Genomic DNA, 22,558 nt, shown 5'->3' with positions numbered 1-22,558 from the left:
ACGGGGGTGCCGCATGAAGTTTGAAAAACCCGCCGTTTCTGTGCCAGATCAGATCGAACTCCTCAAACGTCGCGGCATGATTGTAGGGGACGAAGCCCAGGCACAGCACTACCTCAGCTTCATCTCCTACTACAGGCTGCGGGCCTACTGGCTTCCCTTCGAGGTGCCCGCCGCGAACAACGGCGATCACGCCTTTCGTGACGGGACAACCTTCGAGGATGTGCTGACACTCTACATCTTCGACCGTGAATTGCGGCTGCTGGTCCTCGACGCCATCGAGCGGGTCGAAGTAGCCCTGCGCGCGCAATGGGCACATCACATGGCGATGACCTATGGGCCCCATGGCTATCTCGAACAGGGCAACTATGCCCATATCGGGCGTCATGCCTCTGCCGTTGCCGAGTTGAACAAGGAATTCAGCCGCTCGCGCGACACCTTCGCTACTCACTATCGCGACAAATACACCTCGCCGAAGCTGCCGCCGGTCTGGATGGCGGCAGAGGTCATGTCGTTCGGTCTACTTTCGAAATTCTACAGCGATCTGAAGTTGCGCGGCGATAGAAACGCCATTGCAGCCCTCTTCGCACTGGACGAAAGGGTCGTCACGTCTTTCGCCCACCATATCAGCCACGTGCGCAACATATGCGCCCACCATGGCAGGCTGTGGAACAAGCGCTTCACAGTGAAGATGACTGTTCCGAAATACCCCGCCAAGCTGCCCGTTGCGATGCGGGATGCCGATCCGCGCTATCTGCACAACACTCTGGTGATGCTCGATTACCTGCTGGCCCTGATCGCACCGGGCAATGAGTGGAAACAGCGCCTCGTTGCGCTGATCGACGGCTGCCCGTTGGCCGATCCTGCGAGTATGGGCTTTCCGGCGGATTGGCGCGCCAGAGCGGTATGGAAGATATGAGAATGCCGTTTTCAACCCGATCAGAGCTGGCAAGACTTATGAAAGAGGTGGCCGCATGACAACCGGAGAGACCTTCGGGCGTACCATCCAGCTTTTCCTGGTCGACGGGAAGCCAACGGGCCTGCGCAAGGCCACGATCCACGGCTGGACAGGCCTTTTGTTCGTCAGCGGAGCCTCGGCCTTCGGCGATTTGACAGCCCGGTCCGAGGTTGACCGGACCGGGGTCTACATACTGTCCGGCCCGGACCCGGACAAGCCCGGCGTGACGCGGGTTTATATCGGGTCGGGAAACTCCGTCTCCGAACGGATCGAACAGAGCGCGAAGAAGCGCGACTTCTGGGAAACCGCGATCACCGTCACCACCAGCGACGACGACCTGTCCAAGGGACATGCCGAATACCTCGAGGCGCGACTGATCCGCCTGACCGCGCAGGCGGGCCGGGTGACGCTGGATAACGGGACCCAGCCCGACACCGACCGTCGCCGCCTGCCCGAGGCGGATGTCGCGAACATGGAACAGTTCCTGTCGAACCTGAAGATCATCCTGCCGGTGATCGGGCTTGATATGCTCAAGCCACAGCCCCGGGCCGTGACGCAGGTCGAGAAACCCGCCGAAGACCGGACCGCCGAAGAGGTTCATTTCGAGATCCGTCACAAGAGCGGCGTTCAGGCGACCGCCGTCGAAGAAGACGGGGAGTTTGTCGTGCTGGAAGGTTCCGAGGCCCTGATCGGGACCGGATATGTTCAGCAGAGCTACGGCGGGCTGAAGGACAAGATGATCGCCGAGGGCGTCCTGATCCCGCACGCGGAGGACAGGATGCGTTTCGCGAGGCCTTGGCCGTTCAGCAGCCCCTCGGCCGCGGCGGCTGTCGTGCTGGACCGGAACAGCAACGGACGGCTTGAGTGGAAGGTCCGGGGTTCGAAGCTGAATTATCACGAGTGGCAGCAGGCGCAGGCCGGCGGTACGGAGGTGACGGAATGAGCGACCTGCATCACGAGAAGCACCTCGAGTCCTATATCGTCCAAAAGCTCGCAGCCGCAGGCTGGCTGATCGGCGCCTCCGACGCGTTTGATGCCGACCGCGCCATGTACCCGGAGGATCTGGAGGCCTGGCTGCGCGCCACCCAGCCCCAGAAATGGGACCGGCTTCAGGCGATGAACGGCGACAAGACCCTTACAGTGGTCATGGACCGGCTGGAGACCGCGCTGGAGAAACAGGGAATGGTACAGACCCTGCGCCGGGGCTTCTCGGTCGCTGGCGCCGGTCACATCGACCTGTCCGAGGCGGCCCCGGAGGACCAGCGCAACGAGAAGGTCATGCACCGCTACGCGTCGAACCGGCTGCGGGTCGTGCCGCAGCTGAAATATCACCCGGGCCGCGAGCTCGCCATAGACCTCGGGCTGTTCCTGAACGGCCTGCCGCTGGCGACGGTCGAGCTGAAGACTGATTTCACCCAGTCGGTCGAACACGCAAAGGCCCAGTACCGGCGCGACCGCTTGCCCGTAGACCCGGTCACGAAACGCAAGCATCCGCTTCTGACGCAGCATCGCGGCGCGGTTGTCCATTTCGCGATGTCCGACAGCGAGATCTGGATGACCACCAAGCTTGCGGGGGAGGACACCTTCTTTCTTCCCTTCAACAAGGGGAATGACGGTCGGGCTGGTAACGCGGCCCGGGCCGATGGGGAGTACCCAGTCGCCTACTTCTGGGAGGAGATCTGCCAGCCGGACGCGTTCCTGCGGATCTTCCACAGCTTCGTCTATGTCGAGAAGAAGAATGTGGTCGACTTGAAGGGGAACTGGTCGGTCAAAGAGACCCTGATCTTCCCCCGGTTCCACCAGTTCGACGCGGTCAACAAGATGATCGCAGACGCGAAGGTGAAGGGGCCGGGACATCCCTACCTTTGCGAGCACAGCGCCGGGTCCGGAAAAACCTCGACCATCGCATGGACGGCGCATGACCTGGTGAAGCTGCGCCGGGACGACGGGGCTCCGATCTTCGACACGGTGATCATCGTAACAGACCGGAACGTTCTGGACGGACAGCTACAGGACGCTGTCCAGCAGATCGACCACCAGAAGGGGCTGATCGCGGCGATCGATAGGGAGACGTCGTCGAAGTCGAAGAGCGAGCAGCTCAGCGAGGCAATGCTGAAGGGCACACCCATTATCGTGGTAACCATCCAGACCTTCCCCTTCGCGATGGAGGCGATCCTGACCGAAAAGTCCCTCCGGGACCGGAACTTCGCGGTGATCATCGACGAGGCGCATAATTCCCAGACTGGAAACACGGCCTCGAAACTGCAGGCAACACTGGCCCTGTCAGCCAAGCAGGATATGTCGGAGATGACGGTCGAGGACATCCTTCTGGAGGTCCAGCGGTCCCGGAAGCGCCCGGCGAACGTGTCCCATTTCGCCTTCACCGCGACCCCAAAACACTCGACCATGATGCTCTTTGGGCGCCCGGCGGACCCGACAAGGCCCGCCGCGGAGGACAACCTCCCGGTCTCGTTCCACAAATACGAGATGCGCCAGGCGATCGATGAAGGGTTCATCCTCGACGTGCTTCGCGGCTACGTCCCCTACAAGACGGCCTTCAACCTCGGGCAGGAGATCGTCGAGGAGAAGCGGGTTGATGGGAAGGCGGCGAAGCGGGCCTTGGCGAAGTGGATGACGCTGCACCCGACCAACGTCACACAGAAGGTCCGTTTCATCATCGAGCACTTCTCGAAGAACGTGGCCCACCTGCTGGACGGGAAAGCGAAGGCCATGGTGGTCACCAGCTCCCGGGCCTCTGCAGTCCGGTACAAGCGGGCGTTCGACGCCTTCATCGCGGCGAACCCGGAATACGGGTACATCCGGGCCCTCGTCGCCTTTTCGGGCAAACTGACCGGGCGAGAGGTCATGCACCCGAATGACGACCTATTGCAAGGGGATGCATTCGTCGTTGAGGAGGATGCGGAGTTTACCGAAGCGAACATGAACCCGGACGCGGGCGGCAAGGACCTGCGCCACGTCTTCGACCGGCCGGAATACCGGGTCATGCTGGTGGCGAACAAGTTCCAGACCGGATTCGACCAGCCGAAGCTAGTCGCAATGTATGTAGACAAGAAGATCGCGAACGCGGTCGAGATCGTCCAGACCTTCTCCCGTCTGAACCGGACCTTTCCCGGGAAGGACCAGACCTTCATCATCGACTTCATCAACGACCCGGAAGTGGTACGGGCCGCCTTCGCCCAGTATGACCGGGGCGCCAAGATCGAGGAGGTGCAGGACCTCAACGTCGTCTATGACCTGAAGGAGTTCCTCGACGATCAGGGGGTCTATGACGAGACACACGTCCTCGACTTCCAGAAGGCCCGGTTTCGGACAGCGACGGCCGCCGCCAGCGGCACGGATGACGAGGCGGCGCACAAGGCGATGTACGCCGCGACGCAGGAACCGACCGACGCCTATAACCATCGGCTCACGGAACTTCGAAACCGCGCCTCAGAGGCCGAGGACGCCTGGCAGAAGGCGAAGGCGACCGGGAACGAAGACGGGATGAAACGCGCCGATCATGAGCGCGAACAGGTCGAGACAGCGATCGTGTCGCTGACGGATTTCAAGGCAGGCCTAGCCCGGTTCGGACGCCTTTACGCCTATGTCGCGCAGTTGGTCGATCTCGGCGATCCGGACCTTGAGGTCTTCGCGGCCTTCTCGAAACTGCTCGCGAACCGACTGGATGGGGTTCCAGCGTCCGAGATCGACCTGCACGGAATCGCGCTGACCGGCTATGACATCGTGGAGCGAGAGGAGGCTAGCAACGGCGAGGATGAGGAGCCCCCCACCCTCGACCCCATAAAGGGCGGCGGCGGCGGGGGACGGCCCGGTGCCCTACCGGTCTACATGCAGGAGCTCATCGAACGCCTGAACAGCCTCTTTGGGGAGGCCACCCCGATCGAGGACCAGGTCGCCTTCGTGAACCAGGTTGCAGCGATTACCCGCCAGAACCCGGTTGTGATGGCTCAGATCGATAATAACAGTAAGGATCAAGCGATGAAGGGGAACCTCCCCGGCGCGGTGCAGGCGGCAGTGGTCCGGGCAATGTCTTCGCATAGTGCGCTCGCCACGCTTCTCCTTAGCAAGGATCGCCAGGCCCTTCCTATCCTCGAAGGGGTGATCTACGAGATACTAAAGCGGGGCGAGGCGTTGGACCTCACTTCCAATTGATCCAGCAGAACTCTAAATGCGATGAGAAAATGGCTGCGTCCAAGATCGATCACTGAACGTAACCCCTCCGCTTCTTCACCGCTGCCAGCTTCATCAACGCGGTGATGGCGTTGCCTTCATCAGGGTGCGTCTCGACCATCATCTGCCCTCGAAACCCGATACGGCCCCATTCCCGCACAAGGCATGCGCCGCCAAACAGGTCCGGCTGAACGCTCATTCGATAGAAGCGCCGCATGTTGAGAGACGGGTCGATCCGCTTGAGATCGACCGTCGTCGGGAACACTTCCATTTGCCGCGATATGTCGAACATGTTGTTGACGCCTCTCTCCAAACCACAATATCAAGCGCTCTTCGACGTTTCCACTATGTTCTATCCCGAAAAGAAAGAGGGGGCTCACGCCCCCTTCTCGAACTTCATGACCGGGATGCCCAGCTTTTTGGCCTTGTCGGCGAGGTTTTCCTGGATACCGGTTCCGGGGAAGACGAGGACCCCGACCGGGAGCACATCCAGCATCGCGTCGTTGCGCTTGAAGGGCGCGGCCTTGGCGTGCTTGGTCCAGTCGGGCTTGAAGGCCACCTGCGTCACGCCCCGGGCTTCGGCCCATTTGGCGGCGATGAGCTCTGCGCCCTTCGGGCTGCCACCGTGCAGGAGGACCATGTCGGGATACTTGGTCCGGACCTGGTCGAGCTTGCCCCAGATCAGGCGGTGATCGTTGAAATCGGTCCCGCCGGTGAGGGCGACCTTGGGGCCAGCGGGCAACATCACCTCGGTCTCTGCGCGGCGCTTGGCGGCCAGGAAATCGCGGCTGTCGATCAGGGCGGCGGTCATGTGCTGGCGGTTCACCATCGAGCCGGTGCGGGGGCGCCAGGTCGATCCCGTGTGCTGAACAAACTCGGATGCGGCGTGATCGCGCATCATGTCCATGCAGTTCCGCCGTTCGACGAGGGTCAGGCCTTCGGCCGTCAGGCGCTCGAGCTCGACGGATTTCACCTCCGAGCCGTCCTGCTCGCGTTGGAGGCGGCGCTGCGCCTGTTCGTTCTCATCGAGCGACCGCTCGATCCGGGCCGTGGCGCGGTGGAAAAGGTTGACCTGGCCCCAGAGCACCTCTTCGAGATCGGGTTCCATACGGGTGTCTTCCAGGGTCGCGACGAGGGCGTCGAAGATGTCGGCGACGGCGACCGCGAGGCGCTGCCCATCGGGCATCGGGCGCGGATCGGGCTCGTCGAAGGGGCGGTAGCCATACAGCTGCAGCTCGTCGAGCGCATGGGCGGTCTGGGATGCGCTATGGGCGGGTTCATACGCGTCGTCGTGGGTATGGATCGTCATCGGTTTCTTGCCTCCGGGCCTGTCTCGTCCGCGCGTCATCCCGCGCGGCCTTCATGGGCAGACCCGAGCCGTCGGGGCGGTTGCCCCTTCACCCCGGCTTCACCGGGGCCGGAACAGCGTGGAGGAGGTCGGCAGGGAAGCTATTTGTCTCGCGATGCAAAGGCGGCTTTGTCGCCGGCGGAAATAGGTTCCCTGCCGACCTTGCAGGGGCAACCGCTTTGACGGCCTGCCCATCTCTTGAAGGCCGCGCAGGGCTGACGGGTGGATGCGCAAAGCCCGGGGTGGGGTGAGGACGACGATCCAGAGCCACGACTAGGATGCAGGGACCCTGCCCCGCCCTCCCAGACCCCCCTTGCGCGATGCAGCTCAGGCCACCAGGCGATGCCGATCCTTCGGCCCAAACTGCCCTGCCAGATGCTGGCGCAGCGCGTCCTTGCCGTTCGCCCGAAGATCATCGTTGAAATCCCCGAGCCGCGGCTCCAGCACTTGGCAACCAATCCCGACCTCGGAGGCTCTGACGCTCAACCTCTCCGCCGCGCGTTGCCCTGCCGGATCGCGGTCGATGGCTATGTAGAGGCGCTGCAGCCCCTCCGGCAGCCGCACGGCCCCGAGGTGACCGGACGAGAGTGCCGCCCAGACGGGCAGACCTGGGATTGCCTCGGACAGGGACAGCATTGTCTCGATGCCTTCGCCGACGACGAGGATGTCATCCTGCGAGGTCAGCCTGACAGCATTGCCGAGGAGGTGACCCATAGCCCGACGCTGCGGATCGACATCTGCTTTGCCTTTTCCGTCAGGCGCCAGCCAGGTGCGATGCACGCCCTGCACGGCCCCTGCCCCATCGGTAACCGCCGCGATCATCGCCGGTCTGGGGATGCTCCGGGTCTGCCCCTCTTCCCGATGCCAGCACTTCGGGTGGAAGCGTAAGGCGCCGTTCGCCCCGAATTGGGTGATGCTTCGGGAACGGAGGTAAGTCTCAGCAAGCGTGCCTGTGATCGGGTTCGAGGCAGCAAACAAGCGCGCCGCCGCCGCAGGAGTGCCACCGGGCGCCTTGGCCTTCCTCGGCTCTTGCCTATCCGGGACGACCGGCTGCGGACGGCCAAGATGCGCTCGGGCCTCGGCGAGAAGGTCGGGGAAGCGCGTGATCCCCGTCCGGGCGCGGATGATGTCCAGGAGATCGCCATGCTCGCCTGTGGCCCCATCCGTAAACTTGCCCGCTGCCCCCGGCCCCGACGCAGGGCCCGTCAACCGCACGAAGAGCGACCGGCCGGGGTTGTTCTGCAGATCGCCGACGATCCAGTAGGATCCTTCCCGCCGTCCGGCGGGAAGGTAGGCACGACAGACGCCTTCGGCATTTTCTGCCAGATCGCGCACGAGGTCTTCGGTCTCGGAATACATGGGTCAACAACCTCCGCGATCATGTAGCCTTGCGACAGGACAACGTGCAAGCAGACGATCCAGTATCGCGACGCCATCGGCGTCGGTCGGGCAAAACAGCCGAAGCTTCCAACTGATGATCTCCGAGAAGAAGCCATCGGCCTTGAGCCGATCCTTGGCTGCCTCCGAGAAGCCCGACAGTTCGATCCGGTTCGCGCCCATGACGCGCGAGCGGTGCAATTCCATCCCTTCGGACAGGCACACCACGGTCTTGCCCTCCAGAACGAGGGCATGGACCTGCGCGGCCGAGAGCTTGGGCGCATCGGCGGCCAGCGTGGTCGCGACCCAGGCAGGCGAGACGCGGCGACCGATGATGCGCTGCCCGTCATCGGTCTGCAGGCGGTAGACGCGGGTTTCATCCTGGGGAAGCTGCTTCCAGATCGGCAGCAGCAGGCCTGCCACGATGTGCAGCGTGGCTTCGGAGAACTCCGGCACCTCGGCCAGTTCCGCGGTCCAGGCGGCGGAGAAGGCCGCGCGGTCGGCCTCGAGCCAGCGGGTGTCCTCCATGATCTTTGCCGGGACTGTGCTGGCATCGGTCGGGCGGATCAGGCGCAGGCGCGGCTCGATGGTCCCATCTTCCAGCATGTGACTAGTGGCGGGAACCTGCACGGCAGCCCGGCCCGAGCGGCTGTTGACCAGAAGCCGCGCCTGCGGGTCATCCAGCCATTCGAGCGCATCGGCCAGCGAGGTAGGCGTGTTGCGGCGCTTTTCCGCGATGGTCAGCAGCTGGGTTTTCGCGCCGGAGCCCGGATGGGTGTAGATGACCTGTACGTCGGTCACCCGGAAGCTCTCAGCACGGAGTGTCTCGAGCCCGAGATCATAGACCCCGGCGGCGATGGCGCCCTCAATTCGCTGATCGAGCAGCTCCTCGAAACCCGCGAACAGCACGGCCTGCATGTCGATCGTCAGCGCCAGCAGGCGATTGAGGAAGGTCGTGATCGGCGGCAGGTCATCCTTCAGCCCGTTATCATCGGTCAGGCTGAGCCCGGTCGCATCCTCGAAAGCCCCGAGCGAACATCCGGCCAGATCGCCGCGATAGATACGGCGGTAAAGCTGGCGCAGGGCGTCGCGGGCGTAGGGCGACTCGAGGTTGTCTTCGGGCCGGAACAGCCCTTGCCCGCCGGTCTGGCGCTGGCCGCGCGTTATAGCGCCAAGCGTGTCGAGACGTCGCGCGATGGTCGACAGGAACCGCTTCTCCGCTTTGACATCGGTGGCCACCGGCCGGAACAGCGGCGGCTGCGCCTGGTTGGTCCGGTTGGTGCGTCCGAGGCCCTGAATCGCCGAGTCTGCCTTCCAGCCGGGTTCCAAGAGGTAGTGGACCCGCAGGCGTTGGTTCTTCGCCCCGAGATCGGCGTGATAGCTGCGCCCGGTGCCGCCGGCATCCGAGAAGATCAGGATACGCTTTTCGTCATCCATGAAGGCTTGGGTTTCCGCGAGGTTCGCGGCTCCGGCCCGGTTCTCCACCACGAGCCGTGCCGAATGCCCTTCGCCCTTCCGCACGATGCGCCGCGAGCGCCCTGTGACTTCGGCCACGAGATCCGTGCCGAAGCGCTGGACGATCTGGTCGAGTGCACCCGGCACCGGCGGAAGCGAAGCCAGTTTCTCGATCAGCGCGTCACGACGCCGGACGGCTTCGCGGCACTCCACCGGTTGGCCGTCGCGCGTGACGGGGCGCGACGAGAGGTTGCCCTCGCTGTCGGTGAAAGGCTCGTAGAGCTGCACCGGGAAGGAATGGGCGAGGTAGTCCAGAACGTATTCCCTGGGTGTGATGTCACAACGGATATCATTCCATTCGTCGGTTGGGATCTCCGACAGGCGGCGTTCCATCAGCGCCTCACCCGTCGAGACGATCTGGATGACCGCCGCGTGGCCCGCAGCCAGATCGTCATCGATGGATGCGATCAGCGTGGGGGTCTTCATCGAGGTGAGCAAATGGCCGAAGAAGCGCTGTTTGGCGCTCTCGAAGGCTGACCGCGCTGCGGATTTCGCCTGGCGGTTCAGCGTGCCCGACCCGCTCGGCCCGTCGGCCGCGCCGGTAATGTTCGCCGCCTCCAGCGCCGCGGTCAGGTTGTTGTGGATGATGGCGAAGGCCCCGGCATAGGCATCATAAATGCCACGCTGCTCGGGGCTGAGAACATGTTCCAGCATCTCGTATTCGACACCGTCATAGGACAGCGACCGCGCCGTGTAGAGACCAAGCGCCCGGAGGTCGCGGGCCAAAACCTCCATCGCCGCGACACCGCCAGCCTCAATGGCTTCCACGAATTCCGACCGGGTCTGAAAGGGGAAATCCTCCCCGCCCCAGAGACCGAGACGCTGAGCATAAGCGAGATTGTGGACCGTCGTCGCGCCCGTGGCCGAGACATAGACCACGCGGGCGTTGGGCAGCTTGTGCTGCAGGCGCAGGCCCGCCCTGCCCTGCTGCGAGGCCATGGTATCACCCCGCTCGCCTTTGCCCCCGGCAGCATTCGCCATGGCATGGCTTTCGTCGAAGAGGATCACCCCGTCGAAATCCGCCCCGAGCCAGTCGACGATCTGGTCGACGCGGGATTTCTTCGATCCGCGCTCTTCGGAGCGCAAGGTCGCGTAGGTGGTGAAGAGAATGCCCTCGGTCAGAGGGATGTCGCGGCCTTGGGCAAAGCGCGAGAGCGGCGTCACCAAAAGCCGCTCCTGGCCAAGGGCCGACCAGTCGCGCTGCGCATCCTCTAGGAGTTTGTCACTCTTCGATATCCAGAGCGCCTTGCGTCTTCCTCGGGCCCAGTTGTCGAGCAGTATCCCGGCAGACTGCCGGCCTTTGCCCGCGCCGGTGCCATCGCCGAGGAAGAAACCCCGGCGGAAGCGGTCGGCGTCAACGGCATCGTCCGGTGCAGCGGAGACCACGTCTCCGGTCTCATCGACGGTCCAAGACCCAGTGAGATGCGCGCCATGCGCCTCCCCCGCGTAGATAACGGTCTCGAGCTGCGCGTCGGACAGCAGGCCGTCGCGCAGGACGGCCGGGGGTAGCTTGGGGCGGTACGTGGGTTTCGGAGGTGCGACAGAGGCCATGGCCGCCGATTGCACAAGCTTGGTCGGGTGCGATGCGGCGTCTGGGATGTCGATAGCCTGCAGACGGAAGGTCTCGTAGATCGCGTCGGACAGCCGTGCGGCGTCTTCTTCCTCGGCGGCGTCGCGGAGAGCATAGTCCAGTTCCTCGGCCTCAATCGGCGTTTCGGGTTTCGCCATTTGAGCCGCAGAGGTCGCGCGCGATCGGCTGGTGGTTGTGTGAGTGGCGCGGGCAGGACTTCCCGGGAAGAGGGAAGAATGGAACAGACCCGCATTTACTGCCTGTTCCAGTTCGAGGCGCGGCGGAACCTCTGCAGTGACCCGCGACATCAGATGCGCCACGTCCGGAGACAGGGGCTGGCGCAGGTCGGCGGTGATGCCGCCCGGCTCGCCGCCGCAGCATTTATCGAAGACAGAAATCCGCGTCTCGAAGCTGGTGCCGTGCTTGGCGAAAGCGGCGCCCGACACCGCGCCGGTGAAGACGAGATGGGCGGTCTCGGTCAGACGGCCGAAGGTCTCGGCCCAGGCAGGCGCAACCGGCGCGAAACCGGCTCCGGTGATGGCGACGAGCCGTCCGCCGGGGGCCAGACGCGCGAGGGCCGAGCGCAGATGCCGGGCCGTCGCCTCGGTCGACCGACCATCGACATTGGCTTGGGCCGAGAAGGGCGGGTTCATCATGATGACGCTCGGGCTTGAGCAGGCATCGAGATGATCGTCGATCTGCGCGGCATCGAACCGGGTGACCGGTCGGGCCGGGAACAGCAGGCGCAGAAGATCGGCGCGGGTGTCCGCCAACTCGTTCAGCGCGAGGCTGCCGCCCGCGATCTCTGCGAGGATCGCCAGAAGCCCGGTCCCGGCGGACGGCTCCAAGACCAAATCGCGGGGCGTGATCTGTGCTGCCGCCAGTGCCGCGAGCCCCATGGGCAAGGGCGTCGAGAATTGCTGAAAGCGCTCCATCTCTTCCGACCGCCGGGTGTGCGTGGGCAAAAGGCCCGCCACCTTGGCGAGGATGGGCAACAGCGCCGCAGGCGAGCCGGCCCGGGCCAGCAGCGCACGACCGAATTTCCGCAAGAACAGAACCAGCGCCACCTCGCCGGCCTCATAGGCGAGCTTCCAGTCCCAGGCACCGGTCGCATCGGAACCGCCAAAGGCACGCTCCATCTCGAAGCGCAGGCGCAGCGCGTCGATCTGAAGCCCTTGCGCCAGATCGGGCTGCAGCGCTTCGGCAACAGCAACGATCGCAGGGGCGGGATTTGCTGCCAACGAGACAATGGGCGCAGGCAAGGACGCCTGCGCAACAGGGGCAAGATGGGTCATCGGGAAACTCCGGAATGAAGGACAGGATCAGGCCCGTACACCCTCTCTCGGGCAGCCTCGGACCTGATCTTTCCCGGCCCCTCTCTCCCTCTCGCACCAAGGTGTTCCCGACGCTTGGCTTGATTTTGTTCTTGTTATGTTCTATGTTCAGAGCCAAGCCAGAATGGGGGTTCCACCATGGAAAGCACCAAGCACGCCCTGCCCGTAACGCCCAAGCAGATCGCCTATGCGCGGTCGCTCGTCCTGCGCAACCGGACGCTCCTGCCCTGGGAAGTTCAGCAAGACCGGAGATCTTTGAGCGGTTGGATCGAGGCTCAGGCCCGGCTGAAGCCGGTATCGGACATGGACCGTCTGCCGACCTCGAAGCAGGTAGCCTTCGCGGAGAAGCTTGCCCGGATCAAACGGCGCGCCGTTCCGGAGGAATGTTTCCGTGACAAGGGGCTCATGTCGAAATGGATCGACGGGAACAAGTGATCCCGGCACTGGCTAGCTCCGGCCTTCCGGAGCTTCTGCCATACCGTGGCTTGGCAAACCGAGCGTAGTTGCCAACCTGTAGATTGGCAGATTGGACCTTCGGGACGTCAGCCTCGGTCAAACTCCTGTCCGAAGGACACCGAAGGGCCAAGGTCTGGTCGCGGCGGCACACCAGGAGGTACACCACTGCGACCTTCGGCAACCACTGCAAGTCGTTGCCGTCTTTCGACCCAGCGCCTTCAGATCTCCCTCCACGTGGGACTAGTCCATAAATTCTTTGGAAATGGTGAGATTGGAGCGTCCACAACGCTGGAAAAGCAACCTCATCGAAGAAAACTATAGTGGTCTTTTGGGGCAGAGACGTCGCCGTGTGCCAGTTTCATGTCTTCGGACCCCGCCAAACAGGCGCTTGCGCCGCAACGCGTCAGCCGACGGCCGTAAGCGAGTAGTGCGGTGTCCCATCCCAAACAAGATCCCAAGACGCGCCAGGCCGGACGTTCTGGATGGCGTGGGGCTCGAAGCAGACGAGGCAATTCCCGCCCGGCGCGGGAGCCCGAACTGAGGGGTAGATCAGGCCACGCGATCCAGCCCGGCGCAGATGCTGGGCGAGGCTTTGGCCCTCGGGATATCCGACAGCCGGATCCGGATGCAGTGCGGGATGGCCCGGCTCGTCGGTCATGTCATCGAAGACGCCGATGAAATCCGCCAGCAATTCCACATAGCGGGCGCTGTCATGGAAACTGCCGGTAAAGCCGAGTTCGCGTGTTCGGTGCCAGGCCACTTCGCTGACGGACACCATGACATCCCATGCGCAATACCAGGCGCCGCGCTCCTCGGTGTTGAAGCGGTTTCCGCCGGCGCGGGTATAGGTGAAGGCGGCGTTGACATGGCTGTCGCCGTAGATGCGCAGATCTTGGCTCCGGCGCTGCCAGGCAAGCTCGCGCGGGTCCAGATGGGGATTGCGGCCACGTTCCGCCAGAAGACGACCGCTGGTCAGGCCCTCGATCTCTGCCAGGATCTCCATCTCGTCATCGGAATCGACGAGACCGCGCAGCGACGGTGGCTTGTGGTAAGTGGCGGGCAGGAGACGAACGAGACCGCGATCGGAAATCTCGGTCTGCTTCATGCCCCACCACGCAACGCATCAAGATAGGTCCGAACCGCGAGGATCTGCGGCAAACCCCCGTCGATGGCGGTGTCGACTGGTCGGCTTCCACCAAAGAGCGGCCCCTTGTTCGGTCGGGTGAACCAGCTTTTTGCCAGAGGCTCCGAGAAGTAGAGTTCGAGCGACTTGAAGATGCCAATTACAGCGCTGAGCCGCAGCAGTTGGTCCTTGGTGAGCTCTCCGGCGAAATCCGGCTTCTTGGCGCGCTTCCACGTGCTCTCTGACATGTCAGCAAGGCCAGCCGCTTCCTTCAAGTTGAGGCCCCAGGCATCAACCACGCGCGCGTAAGCCTTCAACGCAACGGCGTTGACCTGTGCGGGTTCCCGGATTTTCTCTGCAACGTACATGGCGTCCTCCATTGGCCTCAATATAGTCCATATGGACTTACTGTAAAGATCAAATGAACCTTACGCTTTGATCACTGTTATCCGAACCGCCGCCCTCCTTCCGTGAACGTATACGCGTTGACGATGATCCCCTCCTCGATGGCCTCGTCCGAGGTGAGGTGGTCGTATTCGGCCTCAAGCCGGCGGTAGAGCCAGCGGGCCAAATCCCGCAGCGCCTCGGTCACGATCTCTTCGGCGTCCTCGGTGGGCGGCTGCCACGTCGGACTGTCGCGCGCCACGTCCACGGACATGCAGTATTCGTGGTAGTAACGGCCACGATGGCTGACCTCGGCAGCAAGCTGGTAGAAGTTGCGCCGCTGAACGGCCTGCAGACGGTCGGCGATGCCATGGAGCGGCGCATCGGTCGGGGCGTAGTCCCGGATGCGCGCGGCCGCGCCCTTGGCGTGGGACCAGTAGCCTTCGAAACAGGCCCCGTCGCCCTGGCTCCAGAAGCCGGAAAACCAGATGCAGGGCTTGGCCCGCGTCCCGCCGCCCATCAGACGGACGGGCGTGGTTTTCAGACGGATACCGAGGATCTCACAGACTCGCTCGAAATCCTCATAGACCGCGTCCCACCAGTCGTCGTGGGGTCCGAGGTCGCGATACCAGTTGCGGGCCTTCTCCTTGGCGGCATCCGACAGCTCGGGGAACTGGTAGACGGTGGTGCAAATGATCTCAGGCATCGACGTCCTCCCCGTTCAGCGCCGCGACCAACCATTCTTGCGTGCTGGACCAGCCGATGGATTTACGAGCGCCGAGATCGATGGCATGCGCGCCGCCGCCAAAGGCGTCGAGCCGCGGCCGAGAGCAGGTCAGAGCATACTGGAACCCCCAAAGGCCGGTGAGGCCGAGGTCTTCGGCGAGCCGCAGCACGAAGCGGATGACGGCTTCGACATCGCCGTGTTCGTCGTCATGGATCCAGAGGCTGCTGCCCTCGGGGGCATCCTGGTGCACGAGATCGAAGCCAGCGATATCCGGGTCGTCGGCGTCCTGATCCGCAGCGCGCAGATCGTGAAACAGCGCGAGTGCTCGGGCCGCCTTTTCGGGAGTGCCGACGTCGAGCAGGCACGAGAAATGGGTGAAGTAATCCGCCATGGGGACCTCCTGAATGGGGAAGACCCGGCCAGGAGGCCGGGCGATCGATTGGGATGAAGGGGTAGTTGGGAACGATCAGCCGGTCGGCGTGTCGCCCGCCGCCTGTCGTGCGGCATGAGCGCAGAGCATATGCCGGTAGAAGCGCTTGCGCGCCAGCCGGAGACCGCAAACAGCGCGCGTGTCGGGATGTAGCGACCGGACCGCCGCGCGAACCACTGCCAGTGGCGAAGCGGTCGGCGGCAAGCCAAGACGTCGATAAGTGGGATCGGTCATTTCACGTGACCTCGACCACGGGCGAGACGAGATGCGGATCGACCTGTGCCTCGATCCGTTCGGTCCGCCCCATCCAAAGCTCGGGCCGAATGGCCTTCACCCAATCGGCGAAGCTCGGGATGAAGCCGAGGTCCTCCTTAACATGCTGCTCGCCGACCCAGCGGGTCGGGATGACGCGCCCGGTCGAGAGCGTGAGGGTCGGGCCGAAAATCGTCTCGGCCATGAAGATGCCCTCCGCATGGTGGCGCAGCGCCCGGTGCCGAAAGTCGGCTGTGATCTCCTTGCTCTGGTCGAACCAGGAATGCACGGCGAGGTAGTCGTCGACCGTGCCGCCCCATTTCTTCACCGAGGACAGGGCGTGGTGATACGGATGTGCCATCGCCGCCCCCTCAGAAATCGTGGGTATAGAGTTCGGACGAGGTGAAGCGCTCGTTGAACTCGAGGTGGATGGAGCGAGCGCTCGCGTCGAAACAGAACTCGCCCCAGGCACCGTCGTTGTTCTCCCAGCCACCATGGGTGTCGGAGAGGAAGTCGTAGGCCAGTTGCTCGACGACATCTTCGAGCGAGAGCTGCCGCATCTCGACCTGGGGGTCGTCCCAAGTCAGTGCGGCATAGGCGATCTGGGTCTTGGGGAAAGCAACCTCAGTCTCGCCCGCGTAGGCTTCGATGCTTTCAACCTGGCCGCTATCGCCATAACCGTCGAAGCTCACGGTAACATGGGTGATGCCTGCGGCAGTCAGGCCATCGAAGAGGCGCTCCTTGTTGGCCGGACGCAAAGCTGCGATCCGCGCGTCACGCTCGGCCTGGCGGGCCAGCACGGCGGTGAAATCGATCCTGGACGGCGCCATCGGCGCGGCCAGGGTGGGTTCGATCTTGGACATTGGAAACTCCGAAATGAGGGAAAGGATCTGAACCCCGAGGCTCTCTCTCGTCCTCCTAGGCTCACATCCTCCCCTGCCCTTCTCTGACTCTCGGGCGTCACGCCGCGATCTGCAGGGCGCGAGACGCGAAGACACGCCAGAGCGGATCGACAAGACGGGCATCGAGAACGTCGGCGTGGTGCCGCAGCCGTCGCGCGAGGCTATGTTCATGCCACTCGGCCGCCCGCATGGCCTGCGCGCGGGTCTGGCTGGCCTCGGACACGACGGCGCGGGCTTCGGCGGCATCCGAGACCGGGTGGCACCATGCGACCCCGCCATCACAGGTAGCTCCGGCCAGAACGAGACGGCCCTCCCGATCGAGGATTGCCAGGATGCGCGGAGCGTCTTCAGGTGTGATATCTTCGGCGTGAACGATTGCCCCCTGCATGGCCTCGGCCAGCGTGGCAAACCGCTCCAGTACCTTGGGGTGTGCCTGCCCGGACATGAGAGCTGCGGGCGCATGGCAAGCCGTCGTGAGTGCGAACGGCAAGTCTTGATCTGCAAAAACGGTCAGGAGGCTCGGCGGCAAACCTGTTTTCTGCGTTTCCGGCTGAGTTTGGAGAGGAAGGTCGAACATGGGCATATCTCCGACGGTGCGGAGAGCCTCTCTCCCCGCTTCAAACCGTCAAAGACCAAACCACCCCCTCGGACTCTCTGTCGCTGAACGGGTCGATCATTTCGGCGTTGGTAAATCGCTCCATCGAACCCGCAAGTAGCGCCCTTCGCGCTTTGGGAGATCTTTTCGGTCGATCATCCGACCCGAGACCTGAAAATCCTCGTTGATCTTTACAACCAAGAGCTTGTTGAAATGCCCATTTGTATCGACCACAACCACATCCTTTGTCTTGAATGGCGTAATGGTTTTGACCTCGACATGATCATTGCCAAGTCTTCCGTCAGCACCCTGGGCATAGGTCTTGTTCAGCTTGATACCATACGTGATAGCACCAAACAGCTCACCGATATCGCCGTAGACAGAGAGGTGAAGGCCGGTCTCGAGGTGGTAGCTTTCCGCGAGGGACAGGAGATCCTCAAAATATGGGATCATAGACCTAATCGCGTTCGGGTATTTTGCGCCCCACTCCTTGTAGCGAAGCTGCTCGTCGATTTCCGACCAGGTAACCCATTCGCCGTCATCATAAAATGCACGATCTGACCAATCGATTTCTTCCATGCGCGTACTTCCAACACCTAAACATTTCGGGCACGGTAGCAGATCGATGAAACAGGAACGAGACCGGAGGCGATATCGCCTCCGGTCGCCACATTAGCCAACGCGGTCGAGGAGCTTCTTGGCGCGCCCTTCCATGTCGAGGCGTGCATCCTGCTGAGTCTTGTCGCGAGCGAGCCGCGTGATGCCCTGCACGAAATCGAAGATGCTCTCGGGCGGGCGGCCTTCCTCCATCAGCACCTTCTCGATGATCTTGCCGGATTCGGCCTTCGAGAAACCGCGCTTGCGCAGGAAATCCGCGCGGTCCGCGTCGCTGCGCGCCACGATCTGCTGGCGCGCCGCCTTGATGCCGTTCACGAACCCCTGCGGCGAGGAATTGGCAAACCGCGTCAACGCGGGCGCGGCCTCATGTGCGAAGCGCGAAGCGGCGTATTTCGAGTGACGGATCTTGATCTCCTGGAAATCCTCGACGCCCCAGAGGTTGCGGTTCTGGCACACCGCCCGCAGATAGAAGCTCGCCATGCCGAGGGTCTTCGCGCCCACCTCGGAATTCCAGCAATAGAAGCCCCGGAAATAGAGATCGGGGGAGCCGTCCGCCAGCTTGCCCGCCTCGATCGGGTTGCGATCATCGACCAGGAACAGGAAGACATCGCGGTCCGAGGCGTAGAGCGTGGTCGTGTCGCGGCTGATTTCGACATCGGGGTTGTAGACCCCGGTCGACCAATCCAGCACACCCGGTACCTTCCAGCGCGTATCGCCCGTGCCATTGCCCGCGATGCGCTGAACCGCCTCGACAAGCTCGAAGTCATGGATGCGGCCGTAGTCGGGACCGGTCACGGCGCGCAGTTCCGTGCGGCCATCCTCGGTCTCGAAGGTCTTCACCTGCTCGGCGCGGTGGTTGGTCAAACCGTATTGCAGGTTGATCCCCGCCAGAGGCGCGGGAAGCTGCCGCAGGTAGGATGCCGGGGCACCGACGATGCTGGCAAGCTGGCCGAAGGCCCAGTGCGTGGGTGCGATCGGCTCATGCGCTTTCGGCAGGACCAAGTGCAGCCGCTCTGCACTGTCGCGCGCTGCCTCGACACGGATGTCGGCGGTTTGCACCACCCGGCTGCGGCTGCGCTCAGAGCGACCCTTCACATTGGCCCAGAGATCGTCGAGCGACAGGTACCGCTCGTCATCCGGCCTGTTGAACCATTCGGACGACACCCGCCCATTCCGGTCACCCCGGCTCACATCCACTTTCCAGCCACCAGCCCGCGTCGGCTGTACCGCATCCAGAACTTCCACAACGCCCATCGGCATTCCTCCGCGACAGGCGCCGGGAGCCACTCTCCCAGCCCTCAACCCGTCACCGGGAAACCGGCCAACCTCAAACTCTCTCGGGCAAACGGCGCTAAGTCGGAGGCGCCGCACGCCCGCAACTCGCTGGTGTTGACCTGCGTTCAAAAATGGCAGAGGTTAAACAAGGCCTTTCTCGCAGGCCGGTGTGCCCGCCACGCGAAGCTTTGCAGCGATCTTAATTTCGAACAGCAGACCTCATGCCATCGGCGGGTCTGATTAGCAGCGGGCACCTAGTCAGATCCGGCTTGGACATGGATCATGACAGAGAACACTAAGCTCAAGACTTTGAAACTACTGGCGAAGCGTTACGCTAGGGCGACGGGTCAACCACAGCACGTAGCGCTCGACTTTGTTGCCAGTCGAATGGGCTTTGCTCATTGGAATGCGTTGACAGGCAGCGCCAAAGGAGAGTGGGTTCCCTCCGAAGCACAAGTTGCCACGATCAAGGCCTTCGTGGAACGGATCACTTCCTACGAGGGTGCGACCTTCGACCATATCTTCGGAAGCCCCGATGCCGTCACTCGAGGAGAAGTACGGGGGCATCCATACGAACTGAAAACAATGCTTGGTGACGTCCGCATGGATGGTGAGGGTTGGCAGATCGTGCTGCCAGAAAACCCTTTGGCCGCCCCTCGTGTCGAGATCGACATCAAGCATGCCCAGACCAGCCCGATGAACGATCGCGTGCTACGTGAAGAAGCCATCGGGATTGCGAGGGAATTGATGCAGAGCGTCAAGGCGCGGCGATTTGCCGATTGGCCACGGCGCGCCACAAAGCCGGATGCGGAAGGAAATGTGCGGCACCCGTTCTTGGAGATGGAGGAATCGAACCTCTGGTACTGCCTTCACTGCAACTCAGAGATCACCGGCCCACAGATCGCTGGAAACCAATGGCACTGCCCCAGCTGCGGCGCATCACCAATCAACATTTTTCCAGAAGCCTTCTGGCTGGAACCGACCGATGAAAAACCAGTGCCAGTCCAATCCCGCGCCGAAAGGCAAGAGATTGAACCCATCGTGTCAATTATAGATCCGCGGCCAAGGCTTGACCTCAACAGTGACCAGGTGACCCATTTGATCCGGGCTGCCCTGTTCGAGGATGCGACCAATGCCAGCGAGCGCATGGGAGCGAGTCTGGCCGAAATCTGGGTTGATGACGATCTCGACGTGGTTGTTTCCTTCGAGGATCACTACTGGCCCGAGGACAAGGAGCCGACTGCTGCGATCGAAGTGGCCGCACTGCTTGGAATCGAGATTGAGTTGGAAGTTACTTGGTCGGATCCGTTGTTCGCATGGCCCGGTTTGGGCACCGTGACCCAGAGCACGGCCGAATATACGCGTTTGATGCTCGACGCGTATCGCAGTCACGGCGCGACCAGAACCAAAGACGAAATCTAGCTCGTGCGCACGTTGAACAATTAGGCGCATTCAAGGCGCTCAGCACCGGAAGGCAAGCGTGGATGCCTTTTCCAGTGGCCCGAAGAGACTTTTAGCCCGGCGGTTTAACCCGCCGGGCCGAGGGGGAGACCCCGCTCCTCAGAACGGGATCTCATCGTCGCGGTCGACCAACTCGGGGTTTTCGTTCTCGGCCGACTTCGGACGGCTCAGGAAGTCGACCTTCTCGGCGATGATCTCGCAGCCGTAGCGGTCGTTCCCCATGCTGTCGATCCACTTGGTGTAGTGAATGCGGCCGTGGACGAGGACCTTCATGCCCTTTTCGCAATGCTCGGCGACCGTCTTGCCGAGTCCGTTGAAGCAGGTGATGCGGTGCCATTCGGTGTCCATGACCCGGTAGCCGTTTTCGTCGCGCATCACACGGCCTTCCGAGAAGCGGGGACGCGAGGTGGCGAGGCTGAAGTTGGTGATCTTGGTGCCGCTCTGGGTGGTGCGGACTTCGGGGGTCTGACCGATGTTGCCGGCGAGGATGACGATGTTCTGCATGATAAGCTCCTGTTTTTCCTGTCTTCGGGACCGTCCCTTCGACAAGACCCTGAAAAAGCCCGTCGGGTGACGCGTGCACGGTGGACAGCATGGACACCGGACACCCCCAGAGGACCGGGGTGGAGCGGGCAGGACGCCAAAGGCAGCCAACACGGCCCGGACTGACGCGGGGTTGCGCGCAGGAGATCGAACGGGATTAGGGGATTGTCAGTCGAAGGGATGGCCCAGGAGACAGAGAGATACGGGGAGCCCATGCCAGACCATGTCCCCTTGCCCATCGGGACTGCTTTACCCCAAGCCCAGCACGCCGCTAGCGGCCCAAGTGGCTATCACCGGCTCTCGCCCCCCTGCCCTTCCGTGCTGCGGAATGCAGGGCCTTGCCGCGACGGGCTATCGATACCGGAATATTCAGGACACGGACCGCACCAACGGCTGCTTTCGATCTCGACGTACTGTCGCTCAGCGAGCTGAAGAAAATGCAGAATGACGTCGCCAAAGCGATTGCCACATTCGAAGATCGGCACAAGGTGGAAGCCCGCGCCAACGTGGAAGCTTCCGCCCGAGACCTCGGCTACTCCCTAGCCTACGGCGACCCCGAACAGCGCACCGACTCCAGCGGTCGCCGCCATGGCGAGTGCACCCCAGAGCGTGACCCTTGCAGCACCTCGAATAACACCAGCACCGCCAGCAGAAGCGCCTAATCCACCAAGAACCGCGAGGCCGAGGATCGTCGACACGGCGACCAAGAAAACGATCCGTGCATCCGGGACGACCAGTACGACGATCAAGGGCAGCACCGCACCCACGGCGAAGGTCAGCGCCGACACCAAGGCGGCCTGGATCGGGCGGGCTGTCACGGTCTCGGAGATGCCAAGCTCGTCGCGGGCATGCGATCCGAGCGCGTCACGTTCGGTCAGTTGCACGGCCACCTTTTCGGCAAGGTCTCGGTCCAGCCCTCGCTCGACATAGATTTGGGTAAGTTCTTCGAGTTCGGCCTCGGGTGTTTCCGCCAGTTCGCGGGTCTCGCGCGCAAGGTCAGCGTTTTCCGCGTCAGTCTGAGAACTGACTGAGACGTACTCGCCTGCCGCCATGGACATCGCGCCGGCCACGAGGCCAGCCAGCCCCGCTATAAGGACCTCCGGCTTTCCCGATCCTGCTGCGGCGACGCCGACCACGAGGCTTGCCGTCGACACCAGCCCGTCGTTCGCGCCGAGAACGGCGGCCCGCAGCCAGCCGATGCGATGCACCATGTGGATTTCGGAATGCGAGAGGCGGCTCATGGCGTGGCTCCTTGCGCGATGTCATCCTGCGCGGAGGAGACAGCCTTTGGTTCCGGAGTGGTGGGTTTATGGGGCGCGATGCGCAGCGCGCGGAGGGCGTTCAGGATCACTGCAACGTCGATGACCTCCTGCAGGAGCGCCCCCTGCACCGGAGTAAGATAGCCGAAAGCCGCCGCGATCATGCCCATGACTGACAGGCCGATCCCGGCGACAACGCTTTCGACAGCGATGCGGCGCGCGCCGCGCGCGATCTCGATCCCT

At 63.0% G+C, this 22,558-nt stretch carries 21 protein-coding genes and 1 pseudogene; 5 read left to right on the top strand and 17 right to left on the bottom strand.

Annotated elements, in window-relative coordinates; genetic code table 11:
* Positions 1–13: 13 nt before the first annotated feature.
* The 3 genes from NH195_RS12325 to NH195_RS12315 are packed head-to-tail and all read left to right on the top strand — an operon-like array spanning position 14 to position 5,128.
* Positions 14–916, top strand: a complete 903-nt coding sequence (locus NH195_RS12325) for an Abi family protein (RefSeq protein ID WP_066707417.1) — start codon at positions 14–16, stop codon at positions 914–916.
* Positions 917–971: 55 nt separating this feature from the next.
* Entirely contained in the window at positions 972–1,898 is a 927-nt protein-coding gene (locus NH195_RS12320; protein WP_066707414.1) for a GIY-YIG nuclease family protein, read from the top strand.
* Positions 1,895–5,128 carry a type I restriction endonuclease subunit R gene (locus NH195_RS12315; RefSeq protein WP_066707407.1) on the top strand — a complete coding sequence of 1,078 codons (3,234 nt, stop codon included), beginning with the start codon at positions 1,895–1,897 and terminating at the stop codon, positions 5,126–5,128. The genes NH195_RS12320 and NH195_RS12315 overlap by 4 nt, the downstream gene beginning before the upstream one ends.
* Before the next feature lie 49 nt (positions 5,129–5,177).
* Here the strand turns inward: NH195_RS12315 and NH195_RS12310 are convergent, their stop codons facing one another.
* The 4 genes from NH195_RS12310 to NH195_RS12295 form a co-directional block, all read right to left on the bottom strand.
* Positions 5,178–5,438, bottom strand: a complete 261-nt coding sequence (locus tag NH195_RS12310; protein WP_054540777.1) for a WGR domain-containing protein — start codon at positions 5,436–5,438, stop codon at positions 5,178–5,180.
* Positions 5,439–5,522: 84 nt separating this feature from the next.
* Positions 5,523–6,455, bottom strand: a complete 933-nt coding sequence (locus NH195_RS12305) for a DUF2493 domain-containing protein (RefSeq protein WP_054540778.1) — start codon at positions 6,453–6,455, stop codon at positions 5,523–5,525.
* Between the two features lie 366 nt (positions 6,456–6,821).
* Positions 6,822–7,853 (bottom strand): DUF7146 domain-containing protein, encoded by a 1,032-nt coding sequence (locus tag NH195_RS12300; RefSeq protein WP_066707404.1) that lies wholly within the window; start codon positions 7,851–7,853, stop codon positions 6,822–6,824.
* Between the two features lie 3 nt (positions 7,854–7,856).
* Complete coding sequence (locus NH195_RS12295) at positions 7,857–12,251, bottom strand: strawberry notch family protein (RefSeq protein WP_066707401.1); 4,395 nt, start codon at positions 12,249–12,251, stop codon at positions 7,857–7,859.
* A gap of 177 nt (positions 12,252–12,428) precedes the next feature.
* Here NH195_RS12295 and NH195_RS12290 point away from each other — a divergent pair, with 177 nt between their 5' ends.
* Positions 12,429–12,725 carry a hypothetical protein gene (locus tag NH195_RS12290; RefSeq protein WP_054540781.1) on the top strand — a complete coding sequence of 99 codons (297 nt, stop codon included), beginning with the start codon at positions 12,429–12,431 and terminating at the stop codon, positions 12,723–12,725.
* Between the two features lie 424 nt (positions 12,726–13,149).
* On the opposite strand, the gene NH195_RS12285 is transcribed toward NH195_RS12290, so the two are convergent.
* From NH195_RS12285 to NH195_RS12245, 10 genes are all read right to left on the bottom strand, one after another.
* The gene (locus tag NH195_RS12285) at positions 13,150–13,851 is read right to left on the bottom strand and encodes an RES family NAD+ phosphorylase (protein WP_054540782.1); all 702 of its coding nucleotides are present in this window, start codon (positions 13,849–13,851) and stop codon (positions 13,150–13,152) included.
* On the bottom strand, positions 13,848–14,249 hold the full coding sequence (locus tag NH195_RS12280) for an MbcA/ParS/Xre antitoxin family protein (protein ID WP_066707398.1): 402 nt from the start codon (positions 14,247–14,249) through the stop codon (positions 13,848–13,850). Before NH195_RS12280 ends, NH195_RS12285 begins: the two co-directional genes overlap by 4 nt.
* Positions 14,250–14,314: 65 nt before the next feature.
* Positions 14,315–14,959, bottom strand: a complete 645-nt coding sequence (locus NH195_RS12275; RefSeq protein WP_066707396.1) for an antitoxin of toxin-antitoxin stability system — start codon at positions 14,957–14,959, stop codon at positions 14,315–14,317.
* The gene (locus NH195_RS12270; RefSeq protein ID WP_066707393.1) at positions 14,952–15,371 is read right to left on the bottom strand and encodes a hypothetical protein; all 420 of its coding nucleotides are present in this window, start codon (positions 15,369–15,371) and stop codon (positions 14,952–14,954) included. Before NH195_RS12270 ends, NH195_RS12275 begins: the two co-directional genes overlap by 8 nt.
* A gap of 75 nt (positions 15,372–15,446) precedes the next feature.
* Positions 15,447–15,644, bottom strand: coding sequence for a hypothetical protein (locus NH195_RS20875; RefSeq protein ID WP_081423915.1), 198 nt, complete (start codon positions 15,642–15,644; stop codon positions 15,447–15,449).
* A gap of 1 nt (position 15,645) precedes the next feature.
* Positions 15,646–16,023, bottom strand: coding sequence for a DUF6915 family protein (locus tag NH195_RS12265; protein ID WP_066707390.1), 378 nt, complete (start codon positions 16,021–16,023; stop codon positions 15,646–15,648).
* Between the two features lie 10 nt (positions 16,024–16,033).
* On the bottom strand, positions 16,034–16,525 hold the full coding sequence (locus NH195_RS12260) for a DUF6878 family protein (RefSeq protein WP_066707387.1): 492 nt from the start codon (positions 16,523–16,525) through the stop codon (positions 16,034–16,036).
* 97 nt (positions 16,526–16,622) lie between these two features.
* Positions 16,623–17,141 carry a hypothetical protein gene (locus NH195_RS12255; protein ID WP_038147455.1) on the bottom strand — a complete coding sequence of 173 codons (519 nt, stop codon included), beginning with the start codon at positions 17,139–17,141 and terminating at the stop codon, positions 16,623–16,625.
* Between the two features lie 96 nt (positions 17,142–17,237).
* Positions 17,238–17,738, bottom strand: a complete 501-nt coding sequence (locus NH195_RS12250) for a hypothetical protein (protein WP_038147453.1) — start codon at positions 17,736–17,738, stop codon at positions 17,238–17,240.
* A gap of 93 nt (positions 17,739–17,831) precedes the next feature.
* On the bottom strand, positions 17,832–19,031 hold the full coding sequence (locus NH195_RS12245) for a hypothetical protein (RefSeq protein ID WP_038147531.1): 1,200 nt from the start codon (positions 19,029–19,031) through the stop codon (positions 17,832–17,834).
* A gap of 303 nt (positions 19,032–19,334) precedes the next feature.
* Here NH195_RS12245 and NH195_RS12240 point away from each other — a divergent pair, with 303 nt between their 5' ends.
* Complete coding sequence (locus NH195_RS12240; RefSeq protein WP_238379752.1) at positions 19,335–20,474, top strand: hypothetical protein; 1,140 nt, start codon at positions 19,335–19,337, stop codon at positions 20,472–20,474.
* A gap of 138 nt (positions 20,475–20,612) precedes the next feature.
* Here the strand turns inward: NH195_RS12240 and NH195_RS12235 are convergent, their stop codons facing one another.
* From NH195_RS12235 to NH195_RS21470, 3 genes and pseudogenes are all read right to left on the bottom strand, one after another.
* A complete protein-coding gene (locus NH195_RS12235; RefSeq protein WP_066707385.1) occupies positions 20,613–21,017 on the bottom strand; it encodes a single-stranded DNA-binding protein in 405 nt (134 codons plus the stop codon).
* 578 nt (positions 21,018–21,595) lie between these two features.
* Positions 21,596–22,297: a VIT1/CCC1 transporter family protein gene (locus tag NH195_RS12230; RefSeq protein WP_038070015.1), complete on the bottom strand. Its 702-nt coding sequence runs from the start codon at positions 22,295–22,297 to the stop codon at positions 21,596–21,598.
* A pseudogene (locus NH195_RS21470) lies at positions 22,294–22,558 on the bottom strand (heavy metal translocating P-type ATPase); the annotation flags it as partial. The pseudogene NH195_RS21470 and the gene NH195_RS12230, both read right to left, overlap by 4 nt.

It is taken from the genome of Celeribacter ethanolicus, assembly GCF_001550095.1.
Lineage (GTDB): Bacteria > Pseudomonadota > Alphaproteobacteria > Rhodobacterales > Rhodobacteraceae > Celeribacter > Celeribacter ethanolicus.
The sequence above is the reverse complement of the archived record's forward strand: the minus strand, read 5'-3'. Positions and strand labels throughout refer to the sequence as shown.

Excerpts from the sequence above, each read along its gene's own strand:
- NH195_RS12325 (WP_066707417.1), top strand. The coding sequence starts at position 14 with ATGAAGTTTGAAAAACCCGCCGTTTCTGTGCCAGATCAGATCGAACTC.
- NH195_RS12320 (WP_066707414.1), top strand. The coding sequence starts at position 972 with ATGACAACCGGAGAGACCTTCGGGCGTACCATCCAGCTTTTCCTGGTC.
- NH195_RS12315 (WP_066707407.1), top strand. The coding sequence starts at position 1,895 with ATGAGCGACCTGCATCACGAGAAGCACCTCGAGTCCTATATCGTCCAA.
- NH195_RS12310 (WP_054540777.1), bottom strand. The coding sequence starts at position 5,438 with ATGTTCGACATATCGCGGCAAATGGAAGTGTTCCCGACGACGGTCGAT.
- NH195_RS12305 (WP_054540778.1), bottom strand. The coding sequence starts at position 6,455 with ATGACGATCCATACCCACGACGACGCGTATGAACCCGCCCATAGCGCA.
- NH195_RS12300 (WP_066707404.1), bottom strand. The coding sequence starts at position 7,853 with ATGTATTCCGAGACCGAAGACCTCGTGCGCGATCTGGCAGAAAATGCC.
- NH195_RS12295 (WP_066707401.1), bottom strand. The coding sequence starts at position 12,251 with ATGACCCATCTTGCCCCTGTTGCGCAGGCGTCCTTGCCTGCGCCCATT.
- NH195_RS12290 (WP_054540781.1), top strand. The coding sequence starts at position 12,429 with ATGGAAAGCACCAAGCACGCCCTGCCCGTAACGCCCAAGCAGATCGCC.
- NH195_RS12285 (WP_054540782.1), bottom strand. The coding sequence starts at position 13,851 with ATGAAGCAGACCGAGATTTCCGATCGCGGTCTCGTTCGTCTCCTGCCC.
- NH195_RS12280 (WP_066707398.1), bottom strand. The coding sequence starts at position 14,249 with ATGGAGGACGCCATGTACGTTGCAGAGAAAATCCGGGAACCCGCACAG.
- NH195_RS12275 (WP_066707396.1), bottom strand. The coding sequence starts at position 14,959 with ATGCCTGAGATCATTTGCACCACCGTCTACCAGTTCCCCGAGCTGTCG.
- NH195_RS12270 (WP_066707393.1), bottom strand. The coding sequence starts at position 15,371 with ATGGCGGATTACTTCACCCATTTCTCGTGCCTGCTCGACGTCGGCACT.
- NH195_RS20875 (WP_081423915.1), bottom strand. The coding sequence starts at position 15,644 with ATGACCGATCCCACTTATCGACGTCTTGGCTTGCCGCCGACCGCTTCG.
- NH195_RS12265 (WP_066707390.1), bottom strand. The coding sequence starts at position 16,023 with ATGGCACATCCGTATCACCACGCCCTGTCCTCGGTGAAGAAATGGGGC.
- NH195_RS12260 (WP_066707387.1), bottom strand. The coding sequence starts at position 16,525 with ATGTCCAAGATCGAACCCACCCTGGCCGCGCCGATGGCGCCGTCCAGG.
- NH195_RS12255 (WP_038147455.1), bottom strand. The coding sequence starts at position 17,141 with ATGTTCGACCTTCCTCTCCAAACTCAGCCGGAAACGCAGAAAACAGGT.
- NH195_RS12250 (WP_038147453.1), bottom strand. The coding sequence starts at position 17,738 with ATGGAAGAAATCGATTGGTCAGATCGTGCATTTTATGATGACGGCGAA.
- NH195_RS12245 (WP_038147531.1), bottom strand. The coding sequence starts at position 19,031 with ATGGGCGTTGTGGAAGTTCTGGATGCGGTACAGCCGACGCGGGCTGGT.
- NH195_RS12240 (WP_238379752.1), top strand. The coding sequence starts at position 19,335 with ATGACAGAGAACACTAAGCTCAAGACTTTGAAACTACTGGCGAAGCGT.
- NH195_RS12235 (WP_066707385.1), bottom strand. The coding sequence starts at position 21,017 with ATGCAGAACATCGTCATCCTCGCCGGCAACATCGGTCAGACCCCCGAA.
- NH195_RS12230 (WP_038070015.1), bottom strand. The coding sequence starts at position 22,297 with ATGAGCCGCCTCTCGCATTCCGAAATCCACATGGTGCATCGCATCGGC.